Here is a 21047-nt window from a genome sequence, read left to right on the forward strand (position 1 = left end):
GGGCTTGGGGCTACAAGCCGGTCGAGCGGATCAGCTCCTGCAGCACGTCCACCCGGATACCGAAGTTGTAGCCGGCGAGCTGCTTGGCGACCTTGAGCTCGCTCGCACGGCCGGTCATCGGGTCCATGACCTGCATCGTGCCCGGTTCGACGTACCCGCCCGCGTTCACCGCTACCACCTTGCCGTGCTGGTTGAAGATGGGGCTGCCCGAGGTGCCTCCCGCCGTGAAGGCGCTGTGCTGCAAGAGCCGGTTCTCTCCGAAGGCCCCGGTCTCGCCATCCAGCTTGGTGACGCGCCCCACCACCCCCTGCACCAGCGTGGCGTTCGGGGAAGCGACGCTCGCCAGCCGCCCCGGGAAGCCGTAGGTATACATCACGTCGCCCGACTCCAGCTCCTTGAGGTCCGCCTCCCCCGCGAGCTCTACCGTCGACGGGACGTCCCCGCCCACCTGCAACAGGCCCACGTCCTCGCTGATCGTCCGCAGCGGCTTGTGGTACGCCGGGTGCCGCACCGCCCGCAGGATCTCGAGCTTCTGGCTCGGCTCGCGGTTCATCACCACGTAGCTCTTCATCCCCTGCGCCTGGAATTGCTCGAGCGCCGCCACGCAGTGCGCGTTCGTGGCGAGCACGCGCTTCGCCACCGCGAAGGCCGTGCAGTACCCCTTGGCCTCGCCCATCGGCGTGTTGAAGGCGATGAGAAAGACCGCCTTCATGTTCTTTCGCACGATGTCCTTGCCGGAGGAGCCCGACGGTCCTTGCGCCAGCCGCTGGTTGAGCTGCTCCAGGCGCTCCGCCAGCTTCTTCTTCTCCTCTGAGGTCGCCCCCTTCTGCTGCTCCATCAGCTGCGCCATCTCGCGACGGAGCTCCGCCTGCGCTCCCGTGGCTTCCTTCCGCTCGACGTGCCGCAGGAAGAGCAGCCCCCCGACGGCTCCGAGAAGCAGCGCTACTCCGAGAATCGCCACCACTTTGAAGCGGCGCGTGCTCTGCGTCACCGCCTGGTTCACCATCGAGCGGAAGAAGACAGTCGACTTGCCGACGGGCCCCACGTGCTGCTGCCGCGACTGCGAAAGGGCCTGGTCGATCATCATGGCCACGGTCCGCGAGCCCACCATGTGGCCCTGTCCGGCGGCGGGGGGCGGCCCACCTGCTGCTGGCGCTGCTGGCATCGCGGGTGACACCGGCATCATCGCGGGCGCTGCCGGGGCTACCGCCTGAGGCCGCGCTGCGAGCGCCGGAGATGGTGCCGCAGAAGCCGGCGGGGCGACGGCGGCGACGGCGCCCACGAACTTCACCTCCACGCGGGGACCGTTCGGGCCGAACGCAATCTGGTGCCCGCTCGCCAGGCGCAAGCGGTTGACGCGCGCCCCGTCGACGAACGTGCCGTTGGCGCTCCCCACGTCGTAGAGGTAGTGGCCGTCCGCCTCGCGGCGGATCTCCGCGTGATGACCGGACACGTCCAGGTCGCGCTGTGCGTCGAAGGGCACGTCGTTGTCGGGACGGCGACCGAGCCGCACCACCGGCAGGTCCCCGACTTCGATCGACTGCCCGGCTCGCGCGCCACTCACGAAGGTGAAGACCATTCCCATCTGCACGTCCTTCGAAGATCCCGTTCTGTCCGCCAGAACGCTAGCGTCGGCTGCGTCCGAGCAAGATGATCGCACCCGCCATGCCCGCCATCAATACTGCCGCGGCGACCACGAGCAGCCATTGCCGCCTTCGCATGCGTTGCCGCGCGGTTCGCAAGACCCGCAGCTCCACGCGTTCGACCGCCGGCGCGTCGTCCTCGCTCGCGGCCTCGGGGAGCGACTCCCCCTCCACGAGCGCCAGGAGCACGCTGATGTTGTCGTGCCCCCCGCGCGCCTTGGCGGTCTCTACCAGCGCCCGCGCGACGCGGCCCAGATCCTGCGCGTGCGCCACGATGGCCGTCTCGATCTCCGCGTGCGTCAGATGGTCGGTCAGACCGTCCGTACAGAGAAGTAGCAGGTCCCCTCGACGCAGCGTCACGCGTCCCGCCGTCGGCTCGAGCAGGTCGCCCACCCCCACCGCCTGCAGGATCACGTGCGGGTACCCGGTTCCCGCCGCCTGGTCCCTGGTCCCGAGGAGCTGCGAGAGGGACTGATCGCTGGTGAACTGCACGAGCTGCCCCCGCCGAAGCAGGTAACCGCGGCTGTCCCCGACGTGCACGAAGTGCAGCCGCCCGTCGAGAATCGCGCCCACAGTCAGCGTGGTGCCCATCCCGGCGCACGACGCATCTCGGCGACTTCGGCCCAGGATCTCTCGGTTGGCCTGCAGCGCCCCGCGCCCCAGCGTCTCGAGCAGGTCGGCCGTAGCGCCCGGCTGCCCGTCGCGTCCGAGGCGGCCCATCACGTCGGCCGCCATGCCGCTCGCCACGTGTCCCGAGGCGGCCCCCCCCATGCCGTCGAAGACTCCCAGCACGATGGCCGAGCTGTCAGCCGGACAACGGTGTACGAGGCCGTTCGGCAGGACCTCTTCCGAACGCAGCGACTTGGCCAGCAGGACGTCTTCGTTCCGCTGACGCACGAGGCCCACGTCGGAGAGCCCGAACAGCGTTACCTCGGTCGCGGCTGGCATCGGGAGGTCGATCGTGCCTCAGGGTAGCTCGAAACGCAGGAGCTGGTCCCCGATGCGGAGCATCTGCCCGGGTCGCAGTTCGAGCTGCTGTCGCACGCGCAGGAAGGTCCCGTTCGAGCTGCCGAGGTCCTGGGCCTGAACCGCGCTCCCCACCAGCGAGAGCGAGAGGTGCTGACGCGACATGAATTCGTCGTCGGGGAAGATGTAGTCCCCGTCCTCGCGACCGATCACGACGCGCGGTCGGTAGAGGTAATAGATGTCCCTGTGGATGCCGGCCACGGTGAGCTGGCGGAGCCGCCCCCACGGTGGCCGGAGGGGCGAACCGAAGATCAGCACGCCATCCTCCACCGCCGGAGCGACCGCGCGCTCCGCGTCGGAGACCTGATCGAAGCGAAAGACCTGCTTGCCGAGCAGAAGCATGTCCCCCTCGTGCAGGGTCGCCGGCTGGTCCACGCGCGCGAAGACCCCGTTACGCGACCCGAGGTCCTGCACCATCCAGTTGCCGTCGGCGATGTAGAAACGCGCATGCCGCTCGGAGAGGTACGGATCGTCGTTGAAGACGAGTTGCCCGTCGAGGCGCCCGAGGTCGAACGACTCCTCGGCGATGGGGTGCGTCTCGCCGTCCGTGCCGTCGCGGCGCACTGAAACGAGCCGCGCCAGCACCTGTCGCTCGAGGACGGGCTCCGAGGTGGCGCGTCGCGCGCCGGGCCCCATGGTGGAGGCCCCCACCGGCGCCCGCGCCGCCACGCTGCGCACGACGGCGGGCGGCTCCACGGCACGCATTCCGGCCGGCGGGGTCACGTCGCCCGGCCCCTCGGCGCGCAGGGCGCCCGGCGTCAGCAGCGTCGCCGCCTGGCCCTCCGACAAGGGGGGCAAACCTGCCAGCGCCCGCTCGCTGGTGAGGTCCATGAGCGTCTTCGCCACGTCCGGCGACGGGGCGTGCGCCGCAGGGTCGATGGGAGGGCGTGGCGCCGAAACTGCCGGCTGCGCGGGTTGCGTCGGTGCTTCGGGGGGAGCGGTCTGGACCTCCGATTGCGACCACGCGGGTGGAGGCGCGACCGGCGGGGCGGTCGCCCCGACGAGCGGAAGAGGCGTGCCGCAGTGCTGGCAGAACTTGTAGCCCAGCGGCGTCTGCCCTCCGCACGAGGGACAGCCGACCTTCTGCGGCGCACCGACGGCGAGCGGCGTACCGCAGTTCTTGCAGAACCGCATCCCCGGCGCATTCACGGTGCTGCACACCGTGCAGGTCGCGCTGGCGGACACCTCCTGCGAGGGCGGGCGCGGCGCGGCGGGACGAGCCGCTTGCACGTTGGTCGCCGGCACGGGCGCCAGCGGCGAGCCGCACGCCTGGCAAAAACGCGATCCGTCGCGATTGTCCTTGCCGCAGTTCACACAAGCTGGCATCGGTGGCTCCTCGAGAGCGGTCTAAGCGCGGAGTCGCAGCGCTCGCGCAGGCCCACTCCTCCGAACGAGCCTCCCCACCTGCCGCGAGGAACTGCTCATTTACATTCTGGGGGAGCTGGGCTATAGCGAATGCCACAACCTGTTGGAAGGAAACTATCAATTCGCCCCATGGCCGTCAACGCGCTCGACCGATTCCTCGCCAAGTGGCGGCCCCGGCCCCCGCTACTCACGCTGCCGCTGGCAGCCCTTCTCATCGGCGGCTGTGGTCCGCTGGTCAAGCCTGCCGGCTTCCGGCACCGCCCGGACTCGATCCGGCGCGGCTCGATGCTCGGCCCTTTCGATGGACGCGTGGTCGACGCCGACACGGGGCGACCGATCGAAGACGCGCTCGTGTGGTGCAGCTGGGCCTTCGACCGCGGGCTCGGGACTGCCGGACCTGAGGCGACCCGAACGGCCTCGGTGCGCACCGACCCCGACGGCGCGTACCGGCTGCCGCTCCTGCGGTGGTTCCCTCAAGGACTGAGCGCGCGACTCGCTCGCCTCTCGGTGATCATCTACCGTCGGGGGTACGTCGCGTACCGTCACGACCGCGTCTTCGGCCAGCGGGGACCCCGAATCGACTTCTCGCAGCGCGACAACGTGGTACGCCTCTCCCGCTGGAGCCCCGAGCTCTCCCACGCGCAGCACCTGCTCTTCGTCGGAGGCGGCCCCGAGCTCCAACAGGCCACCCATTGGGAGGCGGCCCTCGCGACGGCCGAGCTGGACGGCGGAGGGCGGCACGCCTCTTTTCTCACGCGCCCCTCGGGACCAGCTCCGTCGGGCCCGCGTCCCCGCCGGGCGCCGCAGGCCCGCCTCCTCCTCTCGTCGGACGAGCTCCGCGCGGTCACCGGCTATCAGGGTCCCCTGCAGGACGGCTCGCTCGCCGATCCAGGCGACGCCACCGACACAATCCATTTCCGCGCCACCGACCGTCCCGAACGCTACGACGTGGCGCTGCGCGTCTGGCGCACGACCAGCGAAGGGCTCGCGGCGCGCTACGAGTCCACGCTGCGCGCCCTACCGGGGAGCAAGCAATCGGACGAGTTCGCCGACCGGTCCTTCAGCGTGCTGCAGGGCGAGATCCTGGGCCTAGGTCTGATGGACCGCGCCACGTCGACGGTCGTGTTGATCACCTGCGGCCGCGGCCAGTGCGCCACGGACAAGGTGCTCCTCAAGCTCGCGCGACGGGTCGAGCAGAATCTCGCCCGTCTCCCTGCGCTCGGGGCTCCCGCCACGCAGCCGCAGCTCGCGCCGCCGTCCCCCGCCGAGGAAGGAACCGCCCCGTGAGGAGACGCCCCCGACGACGACGCGCAGGCGCTGCTGCCGCGTTCACGCTCCTGCTCGCCATCGTGGCGGCTCCCGGGAGGCCGCTTGCCTACGAGGCCGCGAGCACCCACGCGGGCCTCACGGGCCTGGCCGCGCTCCACAGCTCGCTGCATCGCTTTCTGCGCGCCATGGGCCTGCCGCTCGGGCTCTTTCAGCGCCTCACGCTGGACGCGCGGGCCCTCGACCGCCGCGAATACGTTCTGCTCGTCCGTAACCTCGAGAAGCTGGACGGAGCCGGCGGGTATCGCCCCGACGCCCGCCTGGGACAGCGGGCCGTGGGATGGCTGCTCGCGGGCGCCGTGCTGGCCGAGCTACCGGCCTCGCAGGATCGGCACCACTTCTATTCGCCCGCCCTCCGCGCGGGCCTCGACAACGCCGCCTCCGGGGCGGGAGGCATCTTCAGCGTCTTCTCGGCGCTGGAGGACGGCGACACCTTGCGGCAGTTCCTCACCGGGACGGCCTTCGATCTGACGGGCGTCTCGGCCCTGCGCTGGATCCGCCACGACGAGAACCCGCAGAGCGTCACGCGCGTGCTCGAGCACCTGGTTGCCGCCGTGCGGGCCCCCGAGGCCCACGCGCGCGAAACACACCTCGTGCTCGCGCTCGTCGGCGTGGGCGGCTTGCTGCACGTGCTGCAGGACATGGCCGCGCCCGGCCACGTGCGGAACGACTACCTGGAGGGACACCTCGAGCGACTCGGCGGAAGTCCCTTCGACCTCGGCTCGGCCTACGAACGCGTCGTCGCCGAGGCGTACGGACAGCACGGCCTGCCCCCCTACCGCGGATCACCCGTCCGGCGCCATCGCGTCGAGGAGTTCTTCAGTAACGCGCGATGGACCGGCCTCGCGGACGTGACGGCGAGGAGCCACTTCTCCGCCGGAACGGTCCCTCGCACCGTGCCCCTGCTCGTCGAGTCGGACCCTACCGAGCTTCGCCAACGACTGGCTGCGCAGCTCCCCCTCTCCGAGCCTCCGCTCGCCCCCTTCGATCTTTCCTGCGCGCGCCGGCGGGTCTGTTATCAGCAGGGCCGCCACGGTCCCCAGCTCGCGTACACCGTGCAGCCGAACGGCACCCTGCGCTTCGGCCTCGACCTGCGTTGCCTGATGGCCACCGCAAGGCACTTGCTTCCGCTCGCCGCTGGCTATTCGAGCGGGCTCATCGACCACCTGTTCCGTCGGGGCCTCGAGCTGGACCGCCGCGGCTCGGAGGTGCACGTGCGCCTGCAGGGGCTCCGCTGGACCCAGGCGCGACTCGAGCTCCTCTGGGAGGACGCCTCCGGCCGTCGCCGGCCCCTCCTGGGACGGAAGCTGCGCCACCCCTCCGGCCTACCACCCGAGCTCGCGACCTTCCCCTTGACGCTCCCCACGGGGGCTCGGCGGCTCGTCGCGCTCGCCGAAGGAATCGACCTCCACGGCGAGCGTTCCGTTCTCTCGGCCAGCGTCTGGGTCGCGAGCGCCGCCCCGGGCGCTGCGCCGCGCGCTACTCCCTGAAGAGACCGGCGTTCACGGGGACCCCTCGGCGCTGCTGCTCCTCGACGAAGCGTGGAGTCTTGCCGGCCGAGGCGAAACGCCCGCGCGGTCGCCCTTGGTCATCCGTGCCGTCCACCCGGAAGCTGAAGAGGTCCTGCAGGACCACGGCGTCCCCCTCTAGCCCCCCCACCTCGCAGATCTGCGTCACGCGCCGAGACCCGTCCGCATACCGCGTCACGTGCGCGATCACCTGGATCGCCGCCGCCGCCTGCTCCCGCACCGCTCTGCGCGTGTAGTCCATCCCGCCGAGCAGGGCCATCGTCTCGAGCCGCTCGAGCGCCTCCCGTGGACTGGCGGCGCTGACGCTGGCGAGGGAGCCATCCCGGCCGCTGTTCATGGCCTGCAGCAGGTCCAACGTCTCCGCGCCGCGGCACTCCCCGACGATCAAACGATCCGGCCGCATGCGCAGACTGTTCCTCACGAGCTCGCGCAGAGGGACGCCGCCGCTCCCCTCGAGATCCGGGGGCCGGCTCTCGAGCTGCACCCAGTGCTCGTGCTGGAGCTGGAGCTCCGTCGCATCCTCCACCGTGACGACCCGCTCGGCCTCGGAGATGAAGCTTCCGAGCACGCCCAGCAGGGTGGTCTTCCCCGCCCCGCTCCCGCCGCTCACGATGATGTTGCGGCGCGCGCCCACGCAGAGCTGCAGGAAGTCGAGCATCGGCTGGCTCAGACAGCCACCACGCACGAGCTCCTCGCCCGAGAAGGCCCGACGGCGAGACTTCGAGATGGTGAGGCAGGGTCCCTTCACGGCGAGGGGTGGAATCACGGCGTTGATCCGGCTGCCGTCCTTCATGCGCGTGTCCACGAGCGGGTTCGCGTCGTCGATGCGCCGCCCGAGAGGCATGACGATTCGCTCGATCACTCCGAGGAGCGTCTTGTCGCTCGAGAAACCGCGCACCGAGAGCTCGAGGCGCCCGCCCCGATCCACGTAGATGCGGTCGGCTCGGTTGACGAGGATCTGATCCACCGTCTCGTCGGCGAGGAGATCCTCGAGGGGCCCAAGGCCGAGGGCCTCGTGCAGCACGTCCTTGATGAGCTGATCCTGGTCCACGAAGCTCGGGATGCTGCCTTCGCTGTCGAGGCCTTCCACGACGTCGCAGATGGCGTTCTCGGCCTTCTCCCAGAGCTCCTCGTCGGCCAGCCGCTCGGCGTCCACCCGCCGCAGGTCCAGGATCTCCACCAGTCGCTCCTGGATCTCGCGCTGGAGCTCGAGCTGCTTCTCCCGTCGCGGATCTCGAGCCGGCGGCTCGACCACCGGCGCAGGCGCCGACCGTCGGGCGGGCGGCTCCACGGCGGGCGGCGGTACGGCGATGCGCCCGAGCGTGGGCTGAGGCGCCGTCTTCGGCCGTGGCGCCACGACCGGCTCGGGCTCGACGGAAGGCATCGCCGGCATACCTGACGCATCGCTCGTGTCCGGACCCACGGTGTCCCGTCCGAGCGAGCGTCGCACCGGCGATCCCGTCGGACGGAGCGCGGCCTGAGGCGCCGTAATCATCGGTCCGGGCGACGAGGGTCGGTCCAGGATCGGTCCCCCCGACGGGCGCGGCAGCTCGCGCGAAGGCGGCGCTGGCTCGTCCTCCTCGCTCGTGGGACGTGGCTTGCGTTTCGGCGGCGGGGGCGGCGGCGACATCGTCGGCCGGCGCCCCGGATCGCTCGCGGCTGGACTGCTCGCCGCCGGTGGTGGCAACGCCACGGCGGGGGTGGACGCGGCGACCGTCTCTTGCAGGGCCGCCCCCCCGGGCTCCTCGACGCTGATGATGAAGTCGCCGATGTAGATCTTGTCCGTGCCCTTGATGACGAGCGGACTCGTGATCTTTCGACCGTTCACGTACGTACCGTTCGTGCTCTTCAGGTCGACGATGATGAACTTCCCGTCCTTGAGCACGATCCGCGAGTGGCGCTTGGAGACGTTCCCCTTGGGCAGGATGATGTCGTTGCCCTGGACGCGCCCGATGTTCACCTCCGCCTTGTCGAAATCCTGGCGCCGCTGCTCGCCCCCTTTTTCGGTGATGACTACTGTGAACATGGCGCCTCCCAAGGGCGCGGCGCGGGTCCGTCCGCCGCTAGCTGGAGCTAAACTGCCGGGAAAAAGTTACAGAATCGCGGTTCTGGGGTCAAGTTTGGGGGGGCTGGGAGACCGCGCAAGTTTGACCGGGCAGCAAACCGCATGCTAACCGTGACCTATCAGCGAAAGGAAGACGGCGGTGTCGATGATCCGGAGGGTGCTCATCGTGGCCGGCCTCTGCGCGGCGGCGGTGGAGGCGCGGGGTGAGGCACGCCCACGCTTCTACCTGGAGGTGCGCGGCGTGCGCGACGCGTCCGCCGGTGTCTGCGGCAAGGAGGCGCAGCTTCGCGCGGCTCTGCTAGCCGAGCTCAAGAAGCGGCCCGAGGTCGTGACGGACCTCGGGAGCCCGCCACCCAAGGCCGAGGCTCTCGAAGGGGCGCTCAAGGAGCGGCGTCTCGTCGGCTACGCCCTGCTCCTGCGCGTCGTGCGTTGCGGCCACGAGGTGAAGCCTCCCGCCAAGGGGAAGGTTTACCGGACGCTCTCCGCCGACGTGGCGGTGGCCCTCGACGCGGAGAAGATCCCGTCCGGGCAGATGGCGCTCGCCGGCGACGGGGACGCGCAGGTCGCGACCGAGGTAGGCGAGGTGAAGGACAAGGAGCGCAAACAACTCCTCGCCGAGGCGCTCGCCGAGGCCACGAAGCAGGCGGTGACGAAGTCCGTGCAGACGCTCTCTTCCCCACCAAAGGGGGGAGCAAAGGGGCGAGGCAAGAAGGGGCGCAAGCGGTGACCCGAGGCGGCTCGCGACCCCGGCGCCGAGGCCGCCGAGCCCGCCGCCTCGGACCGCTCGGCGGAGCAGGTGCCCTCCTCGTCGCGCTCTGGGTCAGCAGCCCGCGAGCCGAACACCGAGCCGTCGTGGGCAGCGAAGCGACGGTTCGCGTCCGCGGGTCGGGGCGAAACGGGGCCACGCCCTCCCGGCCCTTCCTCCGAGGCATGGCCCTCGGGCACTACACCGACCTCCCGAGGGTCGAACTCGCGGCCAAGCTCCGAGAGCTGAAAGCCCTCGGAGCCAGCCACGTCTCGATCGTGGCCCAGTGGTCCACGCGGGACGTTCGCTCCACCTCCATCGCGCCGCGTCCCGATCACACCACGCCCGACGCGGTCCTCGAACGCATGATCGCACATGCACGGACGCAAGGGCTGAGCGTGCTGCTCTTCCCCATTCTCGACGTCCAGCGCCGCAAGCCCCTCGAATGGCGGGGCACCCTCAAGCCCACCGACTGGGATGCGTGGTGGCGCAGCTATCGCCGCTTCATCCTGCACTACGCCCGCCTGGCGGCGAGAACGCGCGCGGCCATCCTCTGCGTCGGATCCGAGCTGGTGACGACCGAGGGGATGCGAGAGCGCTGGGTGGAGCTCATCGCCGAGGTGCGCAAAGTGTATCGCGGTGCCCTGCTCTACTCCGCCAACTGGGATCACTTCGAGCCCGTCAGCTTCTGGGAACACGTAGATCTCGTGGGCGTCACCGCGTACCACAGCCTGGCCCAGAAGAACGACGCTCCCGAAGAGGAGATGTATCTGTCCTGGCTCCGGGTCCGAGACACTCTCGGCCGATGGTCGCGGCGCCTGGCCCGGCCGTTCATCTTCACCGAGGTCGGCTACCCCAGCCAGGACGGTGGCGCGGTCCACCCTTGGGATTACACTCAGGGGACAGCCGCGGATCCCGAGGAGCAGCGCCGTGCCTATCGGGCCTTCGTCCGCGCCTGGCACGGAGACAAGACCCTGGCCGGCGTCTTCTTCTGGGACTGGTACGGCTCCGGGGGGCTCATGGATACCCAGTACACCCCGCGGCACAAGCCTGCGGAGAGCGTGATCCGGCACTGGTTCCGGAGCCGGCGGTAGCGGGGCCGCATGCTGCCCTCCCCACGGGGCACTGGAGTCGCCGTACCCCAGCGGGTGGCCCCCACGCGCGGCCTGCGGGTGCAATTCCCGCTGGTTGAGTGGCGCGTCCTGCCGGCACGGGCATTGCTCCGCTCCCACGTCGTGGCCTCCCGTCTGCTCGTGCTCGCGCCCCTGCTCCTCGTCGCCGGGGTGGCCCGCGGCCAGACCCCCGAGATGGCTCCCGGCGAGATCATCGTCGGGTGGCGCGCGGGGAAGGCCCCCGCAGTCCTCGACGCCACGCAACTGCTTGGGAAAATGAGTCCCGCGTACCGGGTCCGCCAGCTGGACGCGGCCCACGAGCTCATCCGCCTCGTTGACCCGTCCCCCGACGCCACGCTGGCGGCAGTCGAGGCTCTTGGCCGGCACCCTGACGTGGCCTTCGCCCAACCGAACTACATCCGTCGGCCCTTCCTTCGCCCGAACGACCCGCACTACGCGCTGCAATGGCACCTGAAGGCCGTGGGGATGGAGCAGGCCTGGGAGCGGTCTCGCGGCGCGGTTTCCGTGGTGGTGGCGGTGGTGGACACCGGAATCCGAAGGGATCATCCGGATCTGGCCGGCCGGCTGCTGCCCGGCTACGACTTCATTGCCAACGCCACGAGCGCCGCCGACGGAGACGGCTGGGACGACGACCCGAATGATGCCGGAGACAACGCGGCCACCAGCTCCGCCTTCCACGGCACGCACGTGGCGGGGATCATCGGCGCCCTCTCCGACAACGGGATCGGCGTCGCGGGCGTCAACTGGGCCTGCAAGATCCTGCCGGTCCGGGCCCTCGGGGTGAACGAGGGCAAGGGTACCGATGCCGACATCGCGGCTGCGATTCGCTGGGCCGCGGGCCTCTCCGTCTCGGGAGCTCCGGCGAACCCCACGCCCGCCAAGGTCATCAACCTGAGCTTCGGCGGTCCGGGCGCGAGCCAGATCCTGAGCGAGGCCATCGGCGCGGCGCACCGCGCGGGGGCGATCGTGGTGGCCGCAGCGGGGAACCAGGGGATAGACGGCGCGAACATCTACCCCGCCGCCGTTCCGGAGGTGATCACGGTCGGCGCCACCGACTACGCCAGCAAGCGCGCGGGCTATTCGAACTACGGCAAGGTGGTGGATCTCGTCGCGCCCGGAGGCGACCTCGGATCCAAGCTGCCGATCCAGTACCAGAACAAGGACTGGCCCGCCGGGATCCTCTCCACCATCTACTACAAGTCGAGCAACACGTTCGACTACCACTTCTACGAGGGCACCTCGCAGGCGGCTCCGCTGGTGGCCGGCGTGGTCTCCCTCATGCTCACGGTGAACCCGTCGCTCACGCGCCAGCAGACGCTCTCCATCCTGCAGAACTCGGCCAACGGGGCGGGACGCTGCAACGAGGGGTGCGGCGCGGGCCTGCTGAACGCCGCCGGCGCCGTGCAGCAGGCCATCGATCCGAACAACCCCGGATCCGCGGTAGATCTCGAGTTCGGCGTGCAGTGCAAGGTGGATGGGCAGTGCAAGAACAAGATCTGCCGCGCTGTCGCCACGGGCGCGAAGATCTGCACGCAGTTCTGCAGCACCCAAGAGGGGTGCCCGAACGGCTCGAGCTGCGTTTCGGGGCTCTGCACGCCTCCTTACAAGCCGCCGAGCGGGACGGCCGGCACGGGCACCGCCGGCCCCGCGGGGGCGGTGATTGGAACCTGCGCCCTGCCCCCGACCACCGACGCCTCCGGGGCCGAGCCCTGGGCCGCCCCGATCCTTGGCTGGCTCCTCCTCGCGCTGCGCGGTCGGTCCCGCCGGAAGCGTAGACCCGCGTAGGGATCTCGCCTGCTAGGCCTTCTGTACTGGGGACAGGTGACCCAAGCGGCGGGGTCGCCTCGCCCTCGGGGAAAGGAATGTCGGCTCCCGCCGTAGGACGACGACGAGCGCGAACCGAGGAGGAACCGGGTGGAGCCTGAGACGCGGGTGTCGTTGCTTCGGCTGGGGGGGACGTTGCTGGTGGTGAACCTCATGCTCCTCGGGTGCGGACTGCTCCTCGTTCCGCACCTGGTGGGGCGCTGGAGGCGGGCGCGAAAACCACGGATCGATCCGGAACGCGCCCTCCGCGACGCCGCGCGCCACGAGGCCCTCCCGGCGAGCCCTGTCACCGCACGCGTCCCAAGTCCGTAGGCCCGCCTCGACCCGGGCCGCCGAGGCGGGGTATCTTCCGACAGCGGACGATTCCAGGCATGCCTCCATCCCTCCTCCCCGACCGCCGGCGCGCGGTCGTCACTGGCCTAGGTGTTGTGTCGGCGCTCGGCAGCGGTGCGAGCGCGCTCTCGCTCGCCCTGCGCGAGGCCCGGAGCGGCATCGGGCCGCTCACGCTCTTCGACCCGGCGCCTTACGGCGCTCGGGTAGCGGGTCAGGCCCCTGCCCCCGGCACGCGCTTCCTGGGTCGCACGCCGCGCAGTGCCAGTCGCGCCGACCGCTTCGCGCTGGATGCTGCGGCCGAGGCGCTCGCCGAGGCGCAGCTCCCCGAGGCCACGCTCGAGGCCTCCGCCGTGGTGCTCGGCACGGGGGCCGGAGGGGCCGAGCTCGCCGAGGGGTATCTCGCAGGCCTCCGCCTGCGCGGCGAGCGCCACACGCCCGTCTCGCAGCTCGCGCACCAGCCGCCCGCCTCGAGCACCGACCTCGTCGGGAACACCTTCGGCAGCCACGGTCCCCGTCTCTCGCTCATGACCGCCTGCTCCTCCAGCGCCACCGCAATCGGGGTCGCACTGGACTGGATCCGCGTAGGCCGCGCAGAGTGCGTGATCACCGGCGGCACGGACGCCCTCTGCGCGCTCACCTTCGGCGGGTTCACCACGCTCCGGGCGCTTGACCCGGAGGCCTGCCGCCCCTTCCACCGCCAGCGGAGGGGTCTCACCCTCGGCGAGGGAGCAGCGATCCTGGTGCTGGAGGAGGCGGAGGCGGCGCGCAAGCGGGGCGCGCGCACCCGCGGCGAGATCGCCGGATACGGCGTGTCCGCCGACGCGCATCACCTAACCGCTCCACACCCGGACGGGCGGGGCGCCGTTCACGCCATGCAGCGCGCGCTCGCAGACGCGGAACTGGAGGCCGCTGAGGTGGACTACGTCAACGCGCACGGTACGGGGACACCGCAGAACGACCTCGCCGAGGCGCGCGCGATCCGCGCTGTCTTCGGGGAGCTATCCTCCCGCGTCCCCGTCAGCTCCACGAAGGCCATGACGGGGCACCCCCTCGGCGCCGCGGGCGCCATCGAAGCGGTGGTGTGTCTGCTGGCTCTCGAGGAACAGCTGCTGCCCGCGACCCTGCGGCTCGACGACCCCGACCCGGCCTGCCCGCTCGATCTGGTGCCGCTCCAGCCAAGGTCCGCGTCGCTCGGCGTCGTCCTCTCCAACTCCTTCGCCTTCGGGGGGAACAACACCGCGCTCGTGCTACGCCGCTGGCCTGCGTGACGGAGGCGCTCTGCCCTACCGCGCAGCGCCCCGGCAGTGCGCGACGAAATCGGTGAAGGCGGTCCGGTACTCCGGCGCGTTGGCCTCGAAGATGTCGTTATGACCCCCACGCGGAAAGAGCACGAGGCGGTGCAGCCGGTCGCCCGACCACTCGGCAAGCCGTTCCGCATGGTCCATCGGCACCACCGCGTCGGCGCGCGTGTGCAGCACCAGCACGGGGCACTGCAGGGCCCGCAGCTTCGCGCGATGGTCGAAGTCCCTTCTCACCGCCGTTCGCAGCGCGGCGACGTCGATCCCGAGGCCCGCGTAGTCCAACCCGCGAACATCGATGCGCTGCTGCAGGTCGGCTACTCCGCTGTCCAGCACCAGCCCGAGCACTCTGCGCGAGGCCGCCTGGAAAGCCGCGTCGAGGGCGAAGGTAGAGCCCGCCGAACGGCCGAAGAGGATCACCCCCGGGACCTCCGCGCGCGACCGTCCGAGCAGGTAGCGCAGAGCCACGTTGGCCGCCTCCCGGCAGCTCGAGAAGCTCGGCGTGCCCCCGCTGCCGCCGAAACCCGGGTAGTCCACCATGAGGAGGTTCAGCCCGGCCTGGTCGGCGCGTTGCCGCCACCCGGCGAGGCCGTCGGCCACGAGCCCGCGATTGCCGTAAAGGCAGAGGAGCGTCGGCGCTCCGGGCCGCGTTTTCGACCAGTACGCCCGCACGTGGTTCCCGTCGGCGAGGCCGAGGCGCAGCTCGGTCACGCCAGGCTGTGCAGCGGGCAGCACACCGGGGGTCGGGAAGAAGTAGGCTCCTCCGATGGCGGGATGGTCGTACGGAGCTCTCACGCCACCTCGTGGCCCACGCTCGGCGCGGACCTCGGACGCCGCGCCCGCGGCCAGCAGGGCGCAGCACGCCACCCCCCACCCAGCGCGAACTCGACTTCGGGTTCCCTCGCGACGCACGGGCACTCCTCCGAGGCCGGTACAGCAGCTGCCGTGCCGTGCGGCGTCATCCAGGATCTCGCCTCATTACACCGACTCCGGGGCATCGGGCCGGGACCGGGGTTGCCGAAATCCAGCGAGGTGCTGGATGGCCCCGCCACCCCCTTTTTGCCCGGGGCTCGTCCCGCATGGTACCCATGAGCCATGCAGCTCGACGAGGCGGTGGACCTGTTCCTCGTGCACCTCAAGGTCGAGCGCAACCTGAGCCCCAACACGGTGAGCGCCTACGCGAGCGACCTCGCGCAGTTCGCGCGCTTTTGCCAGGATCGCGGGCTTCGCGAGCTCGAGGCGGTGGACGGACAAGCGGTGCTGGACCACCTGATGCGGCTGTCTCGCGCCCGACGGGCGGTGCGCAGCCAAGCCCGCGGGCTCGTCGCGCTGCGCGGCTTCTTCAAGTATCTGCGCCGCGAAAAACACCTCTCGGTGGACCCTACCGCCGTCGTGGACCTGCCCAAGGTGGGCCGGAAGCTGCCCGAGGTGCTGTCGCTCGGGGACGTGGAACGCCTCCTCGCCGCACCGGATGCAAACCAGCCCCTCGGCCTGCGCGACGCCGCAATGCTCGAAGTGCTCTACGCCACGGGCCTGCGCGTCAGCGAACTCTGCGGCTTGAAGCTTGCCGACCTGGACCTCGAGCGCGGCTGTCTCCGCACTCTCGGAAAGGGGCGTAAGCAGCGGCTCGTACCTCTCGGCGAGGCGGCGGTGCTCATCCTCCGGCGGTACCTGGTGGAGGTCCGCCCCCCCCTGGACCGCTCGCAAGACGGCCATGTCTTTCTGAGTCGCCTCGGTGGCCCCCTCACGAGGCAGGCCTTCTGGAAGTCCATCAAGGCCTACGCGTTGAAGGCGGACATCACGCAGCGCATCACACCCCACAAGCTGCGGCACTCCTTCGCCACGCACCTCCTCGAGCGGGGAGCTGACCTCCGGGCAGTCCAAGCCATGTTAGGCCACGCCGACATCTCCACCACCCAGATCTACACCCACGTGAGCCGAGCGCACCTCCTCCAGGTCTACCGGCGCCACCACCCTCGGGCCTGACCCCTCCCAGCGGGCCCCGGCAACTACACGATCGCTGCGTTTTTCACGACTTAGGACGCCCCAAACGGCGTTTGACTTCGCTCCGACCGGCCAACATAATACCCCGTCCCGCCCCGCCCCGGCGGTCGAGGCAAGCCCCGGTGTTAAACCTGTCCCTCGAGCGGATCCGCGAAGCGGTCGTCTTCCTGATCGCGCTCATCCTCTCCATCGCCGTACACGAGTTCGGCCACGCCCTCGTGGCGGACAAGCTCGGGGACCGCACGCCGCGCTACCAGGGCCGCGTCACCCTCAACCCTCTCGCGCACGCGGACCTCTTCGGCACGATCATCTTTCCCCTCGTCGGGCTGCTCATGCAGGCCCCCATTCTCTTCGGCTGGGGAAAGCCCGTCCTGGTCAACCCAGCGGCCTTCACCCGCAAGCTCCGGCAGAAGATCGGCCATCTCCTCGTCGCGGCCGCCGGCCCGGCGATGAACGTCGTCCTCGCGCTCCTCGTCACGTTGATCTACTTCGTGGTCCTCGCCACGGGGATCGTCAAACCCTTCGGTGAGCTCGCCCGCGGGATCGAACACGTCATCGGGCTCAACTGGGTGCTGGTCTTCTTCAACCTCATCCCGTGCCCTCCCCTCGACGGCGGCGCGGTGCTGGCGGGCCTGCTTCCCGACCGCTACAACCACGTCAACGAGTTCCTCCGGCAGTACGGCTTCATCATCCTCATCGGGCTCCTCGTCACCGGCCTCACCTCCATCTTCGTGCGGCCCGCGCTCTACCTCACCACGGCGTCGATCCGCCTGGTCTACTCCCTGCTCGCCTGATCCCATGAGCGATCATCCCGAGGCGGACGAGTATCAGGTAGAGCTCCCGGAGTTCGAGGGGCCGCTGGATCTCTTGCTTCACCTGGTGAAGCGCCACGAGCTCAACATCGTGGAGATCCCCATCGCCTTCATCACCGAGAAGTACCTCGAGTACCTGGACCTGATGCGGCAGCTCAACCTGGACGTCGCTGGCGAGTACCTGCTCATGGCGGCGACGCTCGCCCACCTGAAGTCGCGCGAGCTGCTGCCCCGCCAGGACGACCTAGCTCCCGAAGAGAACGAAGACCCCGACGCTCCCGATCCGAAGCACGAGCTCATCCGGCGCTTGCTCGAGTACCAACGCTACAAGGACGCCGCCGAGCAGATCTCGAATCGCCCCACCCTAGGGCGCCAGGTCTTCCCGCGGGGCGTCGCCATGGAGCCGGTGGATCCCTCGGAGCTCCCGCTGCAGGAGGTAGGGACCTTCGCCCTCATCGCGGCGCTCAACGAGGTGCTACAACGCAGCCAGGTCAAGCTGAGCTACGACGTGGTCATCGACCACATCTCCATCAGCGACCGGATCAACTCCATCGTGGATCGGCTGGCAGTGAGCACCACGGTCCCCTTTCTCCAGTGCTTCGACCTGAAGGCCCCCGGGCCTCAACTGCGCCACGAAATCGTCGTGACCTTCCTCGCGATCCTCGAGATGGCGAAGCTGCGCATGGTGCGCATTCTGCAGAACGCGCAGGACGGCGAGATCCTGATCGCCCGCGCCGGCGAGCTCCGGTCCGTCGAGGCCGAGGTCGAGAAGCAATACAGCTAAAAGGGGTGGGGCCACCAGGCGCCGTCCGCTCGATAGAGGAAACGCATCATGCAGCTCAAGTCGATCCTGGAGGCCCTGATCTTCGCCGCCGACAAGCCGATCTCGGCGCGCCAGCTCAAGGAGCTCACGGGGGCCAAGCCGGCGGAGGTTAGCGAAACCCTCGAGCACATGGTGCACGAGTTCCAGAATTCGGGGATCCAGCTCGTGGAGCTGAGCGGGGGCTACCAGTTCCGCACCCACCCCGACTGCGGCACGTACGTGAAGCGTATGCTGGCCGGGCGGCCGGCGCGCCTCACCCGCCCGATGGTCGAGACCCTCGCCATCGTGGCCTACCGCCAGCCCATCACCCGACCCGAGATCGAGGAGATCCGCGGCGTGGACTGCGGCGGCACGATGCGCGTCCTGATGGAGCGCAATCTGGTTCGCGTGCTCGGCAAGAAGGAGGAGCCCGGCCGTCCCGTGCTCTTCGGCACCACCAAACACTTCCTCGAGTTCTTCAACTTGAAGGATCTGCGCGAGCTGCCGACGCTCAAAGAGTTCACCGAACTGTCGGAAGAGCACCAGGCGCAGTTCGACGACATGTATGGCGGCCGCTCGGCCGAGGACAAGGTCTCCGTCCCCGTCTCCGACGAGGTCGGGACCGCCGAGCCGGAATCCCTCGCGGACGGCGTGCCCCCCGACGGGGGAGCCGAAGTCGCCCAGGCGGCGGAGGCCTTCGACGCGGCGACGCCGGGCGACGCGTTCGCGGCGACGCCCGGGGCCGAGGAGCAGCTCTCCGAGCACGCGGTCCCCGAGTGCGCGCCAGCGAACGACGGAACGAGCGAGGACCCGGCGTTTGCTGGGGCCCAGGCCGCCGTCGACAGCGCGGTGAGCGCCGTGGAGGAGCTTGCCGCGGCCTCTACAGGAGAGCCGGCCCCTCTTCAGCCCGCCCCGCCGCCCGCGCGCCCCGCCTGGTCCGAGGAGGAAGACGACGAAGCGCTCGACGCGCTGGACCGGGCCATCGCGCGTGCCGAGGAGGTCCTTGCCACCTCGCAGCCCCCCCGCGCCGCCCAGACGCCGGCCGCTTCCGGCACCGGCCCGGACACGTCCGACCCACCGGCGGTGGACTAGTCCCCCATGTCCGAAGCGCGCCTCAGACTCCAGCATTTCCTCGCCCAGGCGGGCGTGGCCTCGCGCCGCAAGGCGGAGGAGCTCATCCTCGCCGGCCGCGTCGCGGTGAACGGGAAGGCCGTGACCGAGCTCGGCACGAAGGTCGACCCGACCGCCGACCGCGTGACGGTAGACCGCGAGCGCGTCCTCCCCGAAGCGCACGCCTGGATCGTCCTCAACAAGCCCCGCGGTGTGATGTGCACCACCCGCGACCCGGAAGGGCGAACCACGGTGATGGACCTCCTCGGCGAGACGGGGAGTCGCCTCTACCCCGTCGGGAGGCTGGACTACCTGACCGAGGGGGCACTGCTCGTCACGAACGACGGCGCTCTCGCCGAGGCGCTCATGCACCCGCGCAATCGCATCCCGCGGGTCTACCACGTCAAGGTTCACGGACTGATCTCGGTCGAGGCGCTCGAGCAGCTCCGCAAGGGGGTCCCCCTCGAGACCGGGGAGACGGTCGCCTCGGAGGTCTTCATCCTGACCACCACGGGCCAGCACAGCTGGCTGGAGATGACCATCCGGCAGGGCCTGAACCATCAGATCCACCGCATGATCGAAGCGGTGGGGACGCGCGTCCTCAAGTTGATACGCGTCGCCTTCGGCCCTCTGACCGTCGAGGGACTCCCCCCGGGCCGCTTCCGGCCCCTGGTACAGGCGGAGGTCGACGAGCTGCGGAAGGCCGTCGGGCTCAAGCGCGAGACGGTGCGGCCTCCCGCCGCGAGCGCCGAGCGTTACCGACGTCGGCCCCAGCCCCAGGAGGGACGCGCAAGAGAAGGCGACCGTGCCGCCACGGGCCTGCGCCGCAGGGACGCGTCGCGCCAGCGGCAACCGCTCCCTCGGTCACTCACCGACGAAAAGAAGCCGCCGCAGGAACGTCCGGCGCGTCAGACCGCCGCGCGACGGGCCGCCCCGGCCGACGCCAAGCGAGGCGCCGCTCTCCCGAAGGCCGCCGAGCGCCCTCGCTCCAAGGCGACCGCTGGACCGGGGGGCCACAAGCCGAGGAAGCCGACCGGCAAGGCGCCGCGCGCGCGCCGCCCGCCTCGCCGCGACTAAGTACTCCCCCCAGAGCCTACTTGGATTGACCACCCTGCGCGCGATGGTCTCTCCGCAGCCTGTCCAGCACCCCGTTCACGAAGCCAGCCGACTCGGTGCTCCCGAAGGCCTTCCCGAGCTCGATCGCCTCGTCGATCGCCACCTCCGCCGGGACCTCCGGGCACGCCATGATCTCGTACGCGGCGATCCGGAGGATGTTGCGGTCGATGCGGCTCATGCGGGCAAGCCGCCAGTTCTGAGACGCGGCCTCGATGGCACGATCGAGCTCGCGCAAACGATCCCGCACGCCGAGACACAGCTCGCCCGCGAAGTCGCGCACGTCTTGCTCGGCCTCGGGGTCCAGGTGCTCGAAGAAGTCGCGGACTCCCGCTTCCGCTCGAGAGAAATCGTCGACGGTGTCCAACTGGTAGAGGATCTTGAGGGCGGCCGCGCGGCCTGCCCGACGACTGCCCATGGCGTTCTCGCTATCTCGTGCCGCCAGCCCGGGCCGGCATCTGCTTCAGGAGGTTCGCCATCTCGATTGCGGCGACAGCGGCCTCGAAGCCCTTGTTCCCCGCCTTCGTGCCGGCGCGCTCGATCGCCTGCTCGAGCGTATCCGGGGTGAGCACCCCGTAGGCCACGGGCACGCCCGTCTGGAGCTGCACCTGCGCCATCCCCTTCGTGACCTCTGAGGCGATGTACTCGAAGTGCGGAGTCGCCCCGCGGATCACGGCCCCGAGGCAGATCACGGCGTCGAACTGCCCGCTCTCCGCCGCACGCTGGGCCGCGAGCGGGATCTCGTAAGCGCCGGGAGTTCTGAACACACTCGCGGCCTCGGCGTCACCTCCATGCCTGCGGACCGCATCCAGCGCTCCTTCGAGGAGCCGATCGGTGATGAAGGCGTTGAAGCGGCTCACCACGAGGGCAAACCGCAGCCCCGTCGCCGAGAGATGACCTTCTACTTCGCGTGCCATGA

The 21047-nt window shown here is 70.2% G+C and carries 19 protein-coding genes; 12 read left to right on the top strand and 7 right to left on the bottom strand.

All coding sequences use genetic code 11. From position 1 onward, the window contains the following. Positions 1-10 precede the first annotated feature (10 nt). The 3 genes from IT371_17740 to IT371_17750 are packed head-to-tail and all read right to left on the bottom strand — an operon-like array spanning position 11 to position 3995. A complete protein-coding gene (locus tag IT371_17740) occupies positions 11-1585 on the bottom strand; it encodes a trypsin-like peptidase domain-containing protein (protein ID MCC6749512.1) in 1575 nt (524 codons plus the stop codon). 40 nt (positions 1586-1625) lie between these two features. Further along, entirely contained in the window at positions 1626-2591 is a 966-nt protein-coding gene (locus IT371_17745) for a serine/threonine-protein phosphatase (protein MCC6749513.1), read from the bottom strand. An 18-nt stretch (positions 2592-2609) separates the two neighbouring features. Continuing rightward, positions 2610-3995 (bottom strand): FHA domain-containing protein, encoded by a 1386-nt coding sequence (locus IT371_17750; protein MCC6749514.1) that lies wholly within the window; start codon positions 3993-3995, stop codon positions 2610-2612. Between the two features lie 168 nt (positions 3996-4163). Between IT371_17750 and IT371_17755 the strand changes: the two genes are divergently transcribed. Together IT371_17755 and IT371_17760 are read left to right on the top strand one after the other, a co-directional pair. Further along, positions 4164-5321 (top strand): carboxypeptidase regulatory-like domain-containing protein, encoded by a 1158-nt coding sequence (locus IT371_17755; protein MCC6749515.1) that lies wholly within the window; start codon positions 4164-4166, stop codon positions 5319-5321. Continuing rightward, the gene (locus IT371_17760; protein ID MCC6749516.1) at positions 5318-6850 is read left to right on the top strand and encodes a hypothetical protein; all 1533 of its coding nucleotides are present in this window, start codon (positions 5318-5320) and stop codon (positions 6848-6850) included. The genes IT371_17755 and IT371_17760 overlap by 4 nt, the downstream gene beginning before the upstream one ends. Here the strand turns inward: IT371_17760 and tadA are convergent. Continuing rightward, positions 6840-8915: a Flp pilus assembly complex ATPase component TadA gene (tadA, locus tag IT371_17765; GenBank protein MCC6749517.1), complete on the bottom strand. Its 2076-nt coding sequence runs from the start codon at positions 8913-8915 to the stop codon at positions 6840-6842. The two genes, IT371_17760 and tadA, sit on opposite strands and share 11 nt — an antisense overlap. Positions 8916-9093: 178 nt before the next feature. Here tadA and IT371_17770 point away from each other — a divergent pair, with 178 nt between their 5' ends. From IT371_17770 to IT371_17790, 5 genes are all read left to right on the top strand, one after another. After that, positions 9094-9681: a hypothetical protein gene (locus tag IT371_17770; GenBank protein ID MCC6749518.1), complete on the top strand. Its 588-nt coding sequence runs from the start codon at positions 9094-9096 to the stop codon at positions 9679-9681. Between the two features lie 125 nt (positions 9682-9806). Continuing rightward, positions 9807-10793, top strand: coding sequence for a hypothetical protein (locus IT371_17775; protein MCC6749519.1), 987 nt, complete (start codon positions 9807-9809; stop codon positions 10791-10793). Between the two features lie 141 nt (positions 10794-10934). After that, positions 10935-12617, top strand: coding sequence for a S8 family serine peptidase (locus IT371_17780; GenBank protein ID MCC6749520.1), 1683 nt, complete (start codon positions 10935-10937; stop codon positions 12615-12617). Between the two features lie 129 nt (positions 12618-12746). Continuing rightward, positions 12747-12968, top strand: a complete 222-nt coding sequence (locus tag IT371_17785; GenBank protein MCC6749521.1) for a hypothetical protein — start codon at positions 12747-12749, stop codon at positions 12966-12968. A gap of 59 nt (positions 12969-13027) precedes the next feature. Further along, entirely contained in the window at positions 13028-14257 is a 1230-nt protein-coding gene (locus IT371_17790; GenBank protein MCC6749522.1) for a beta-ketoacyl-[acyl-carrier-protein] synthase family protein, read from the top strand. A gap of 15 nt (positions 14258-14272) precedes the next feature. On the opposite strand, the gene IT371_17795 is transcribed toward IT371_17790, so the two are convergent. Next, positions 14273-15082, bottom strand: a complete 810-nt coding sequence (locus IT371_17795) for an alpha/beta hydrolase (GenBank protein ID MCC6749523.1) — start codon at positions 15080-15082, stop codon at positions 14273-14275. A gap of 300 nt (positions 15083-15382) precedes the next feature. Between IT371_17795 and xerD the strand changes: the two genes are divergently transcribed. The 5 genes from xerD to IT371_17820 all read left to right on the top strand — a co-directional run bounded on the left by xerD (position 15383) and on the right by IT371_17820 (position 20092). Beyond that, positions 15383-16273: a site-specific tyrosine recombinase XerD gene (gene xerD / locus IT371_17800; protein MCC6749524.1), complete on the top strand. Its 891-nt coding sequence runs from the start codon at positions 15383-15385 to the stop codon at positions 16271-16273. A gap of 140 nt (positions 16274-16413) precedes the next feature. Beyond that, entirely contained in the window at positions 16414-17085 is a 672-nt protein-coding gene (locus IT371_17805; protein MCC6749525.1) for a site-2 protease family protein, read from the top strand. Between the two features lie 4 nt (positions 17086-17089). Then, positions 17090-17887, top strand: a complete 798-nt coding sequence (locus IT371_17810) for a segregation/condensation protein A (GenBank protein ID MCC6749526.1) — start codon at positions 17090-17092, stop codon at positions 17885-17887. A gap of 48 nt (positions 17888-17935) precedes the next feature. Continuing rightward, positions 17936-18997, top strand: a complete 1062-nt coding sequence (gene scpB, locus IT371_17815; GenBank protein ID MCC6749527.1) for an SMC-Scp complex subunit ScpB — start codon at positions 17936-17938, stop codon at positions 18995-18997. Between the two features lie 6 nt (positions 18998-19003). Beyond that, the gene (locus IT371_17820) at positions 19004-20092 is read left to right on the top strand and encodes an rRNA pseudouridine synthase (GenBank protein MCC6749528.1); all 1089 of its coding nucleotides are present in this window, start codon (positions 19004-19006) and stop codon (positions 20090-20092) included. A gap of 16 nt (positions 20093-20108) precedes the next feature. Here the strand turns inward: IT371_17820 and nusB are convergent, their stop codons facing one another. Together nusB and IT371_17830 are read right to left on the bottom strand one after the other, a co-directional pair. Then, a complete protein-coding gene (nusB, locus tag IT371_17825) occupies positions 20109-20546 on the bottom strand; it encodes a transcription antitermination factor NusB (GenBank protein ID MCC6749529.1) in 438 nt (145 codons plus the stop codon). Between the two features lie 10 nt (positions 20547-20556). Further along, positions 20557-21045, bottom strand: coding sequence for a 6,7-dimethyl-8-ribityllumazine synthase (locus IT371_17830; GenBank protein MCC6749530.1), 489 nt, complete (start codon positions 21043-21045; stop codon positions 20557-20559). Positions 21046-21047 lie beyond the last annotated feature (2 nt).

It is taken from the genome of Deltaproteobacteria bacterium (assembly GCA_020848905.1).
Lineage (GTDB): Bacteria > Myxococcota_A > Polyangia.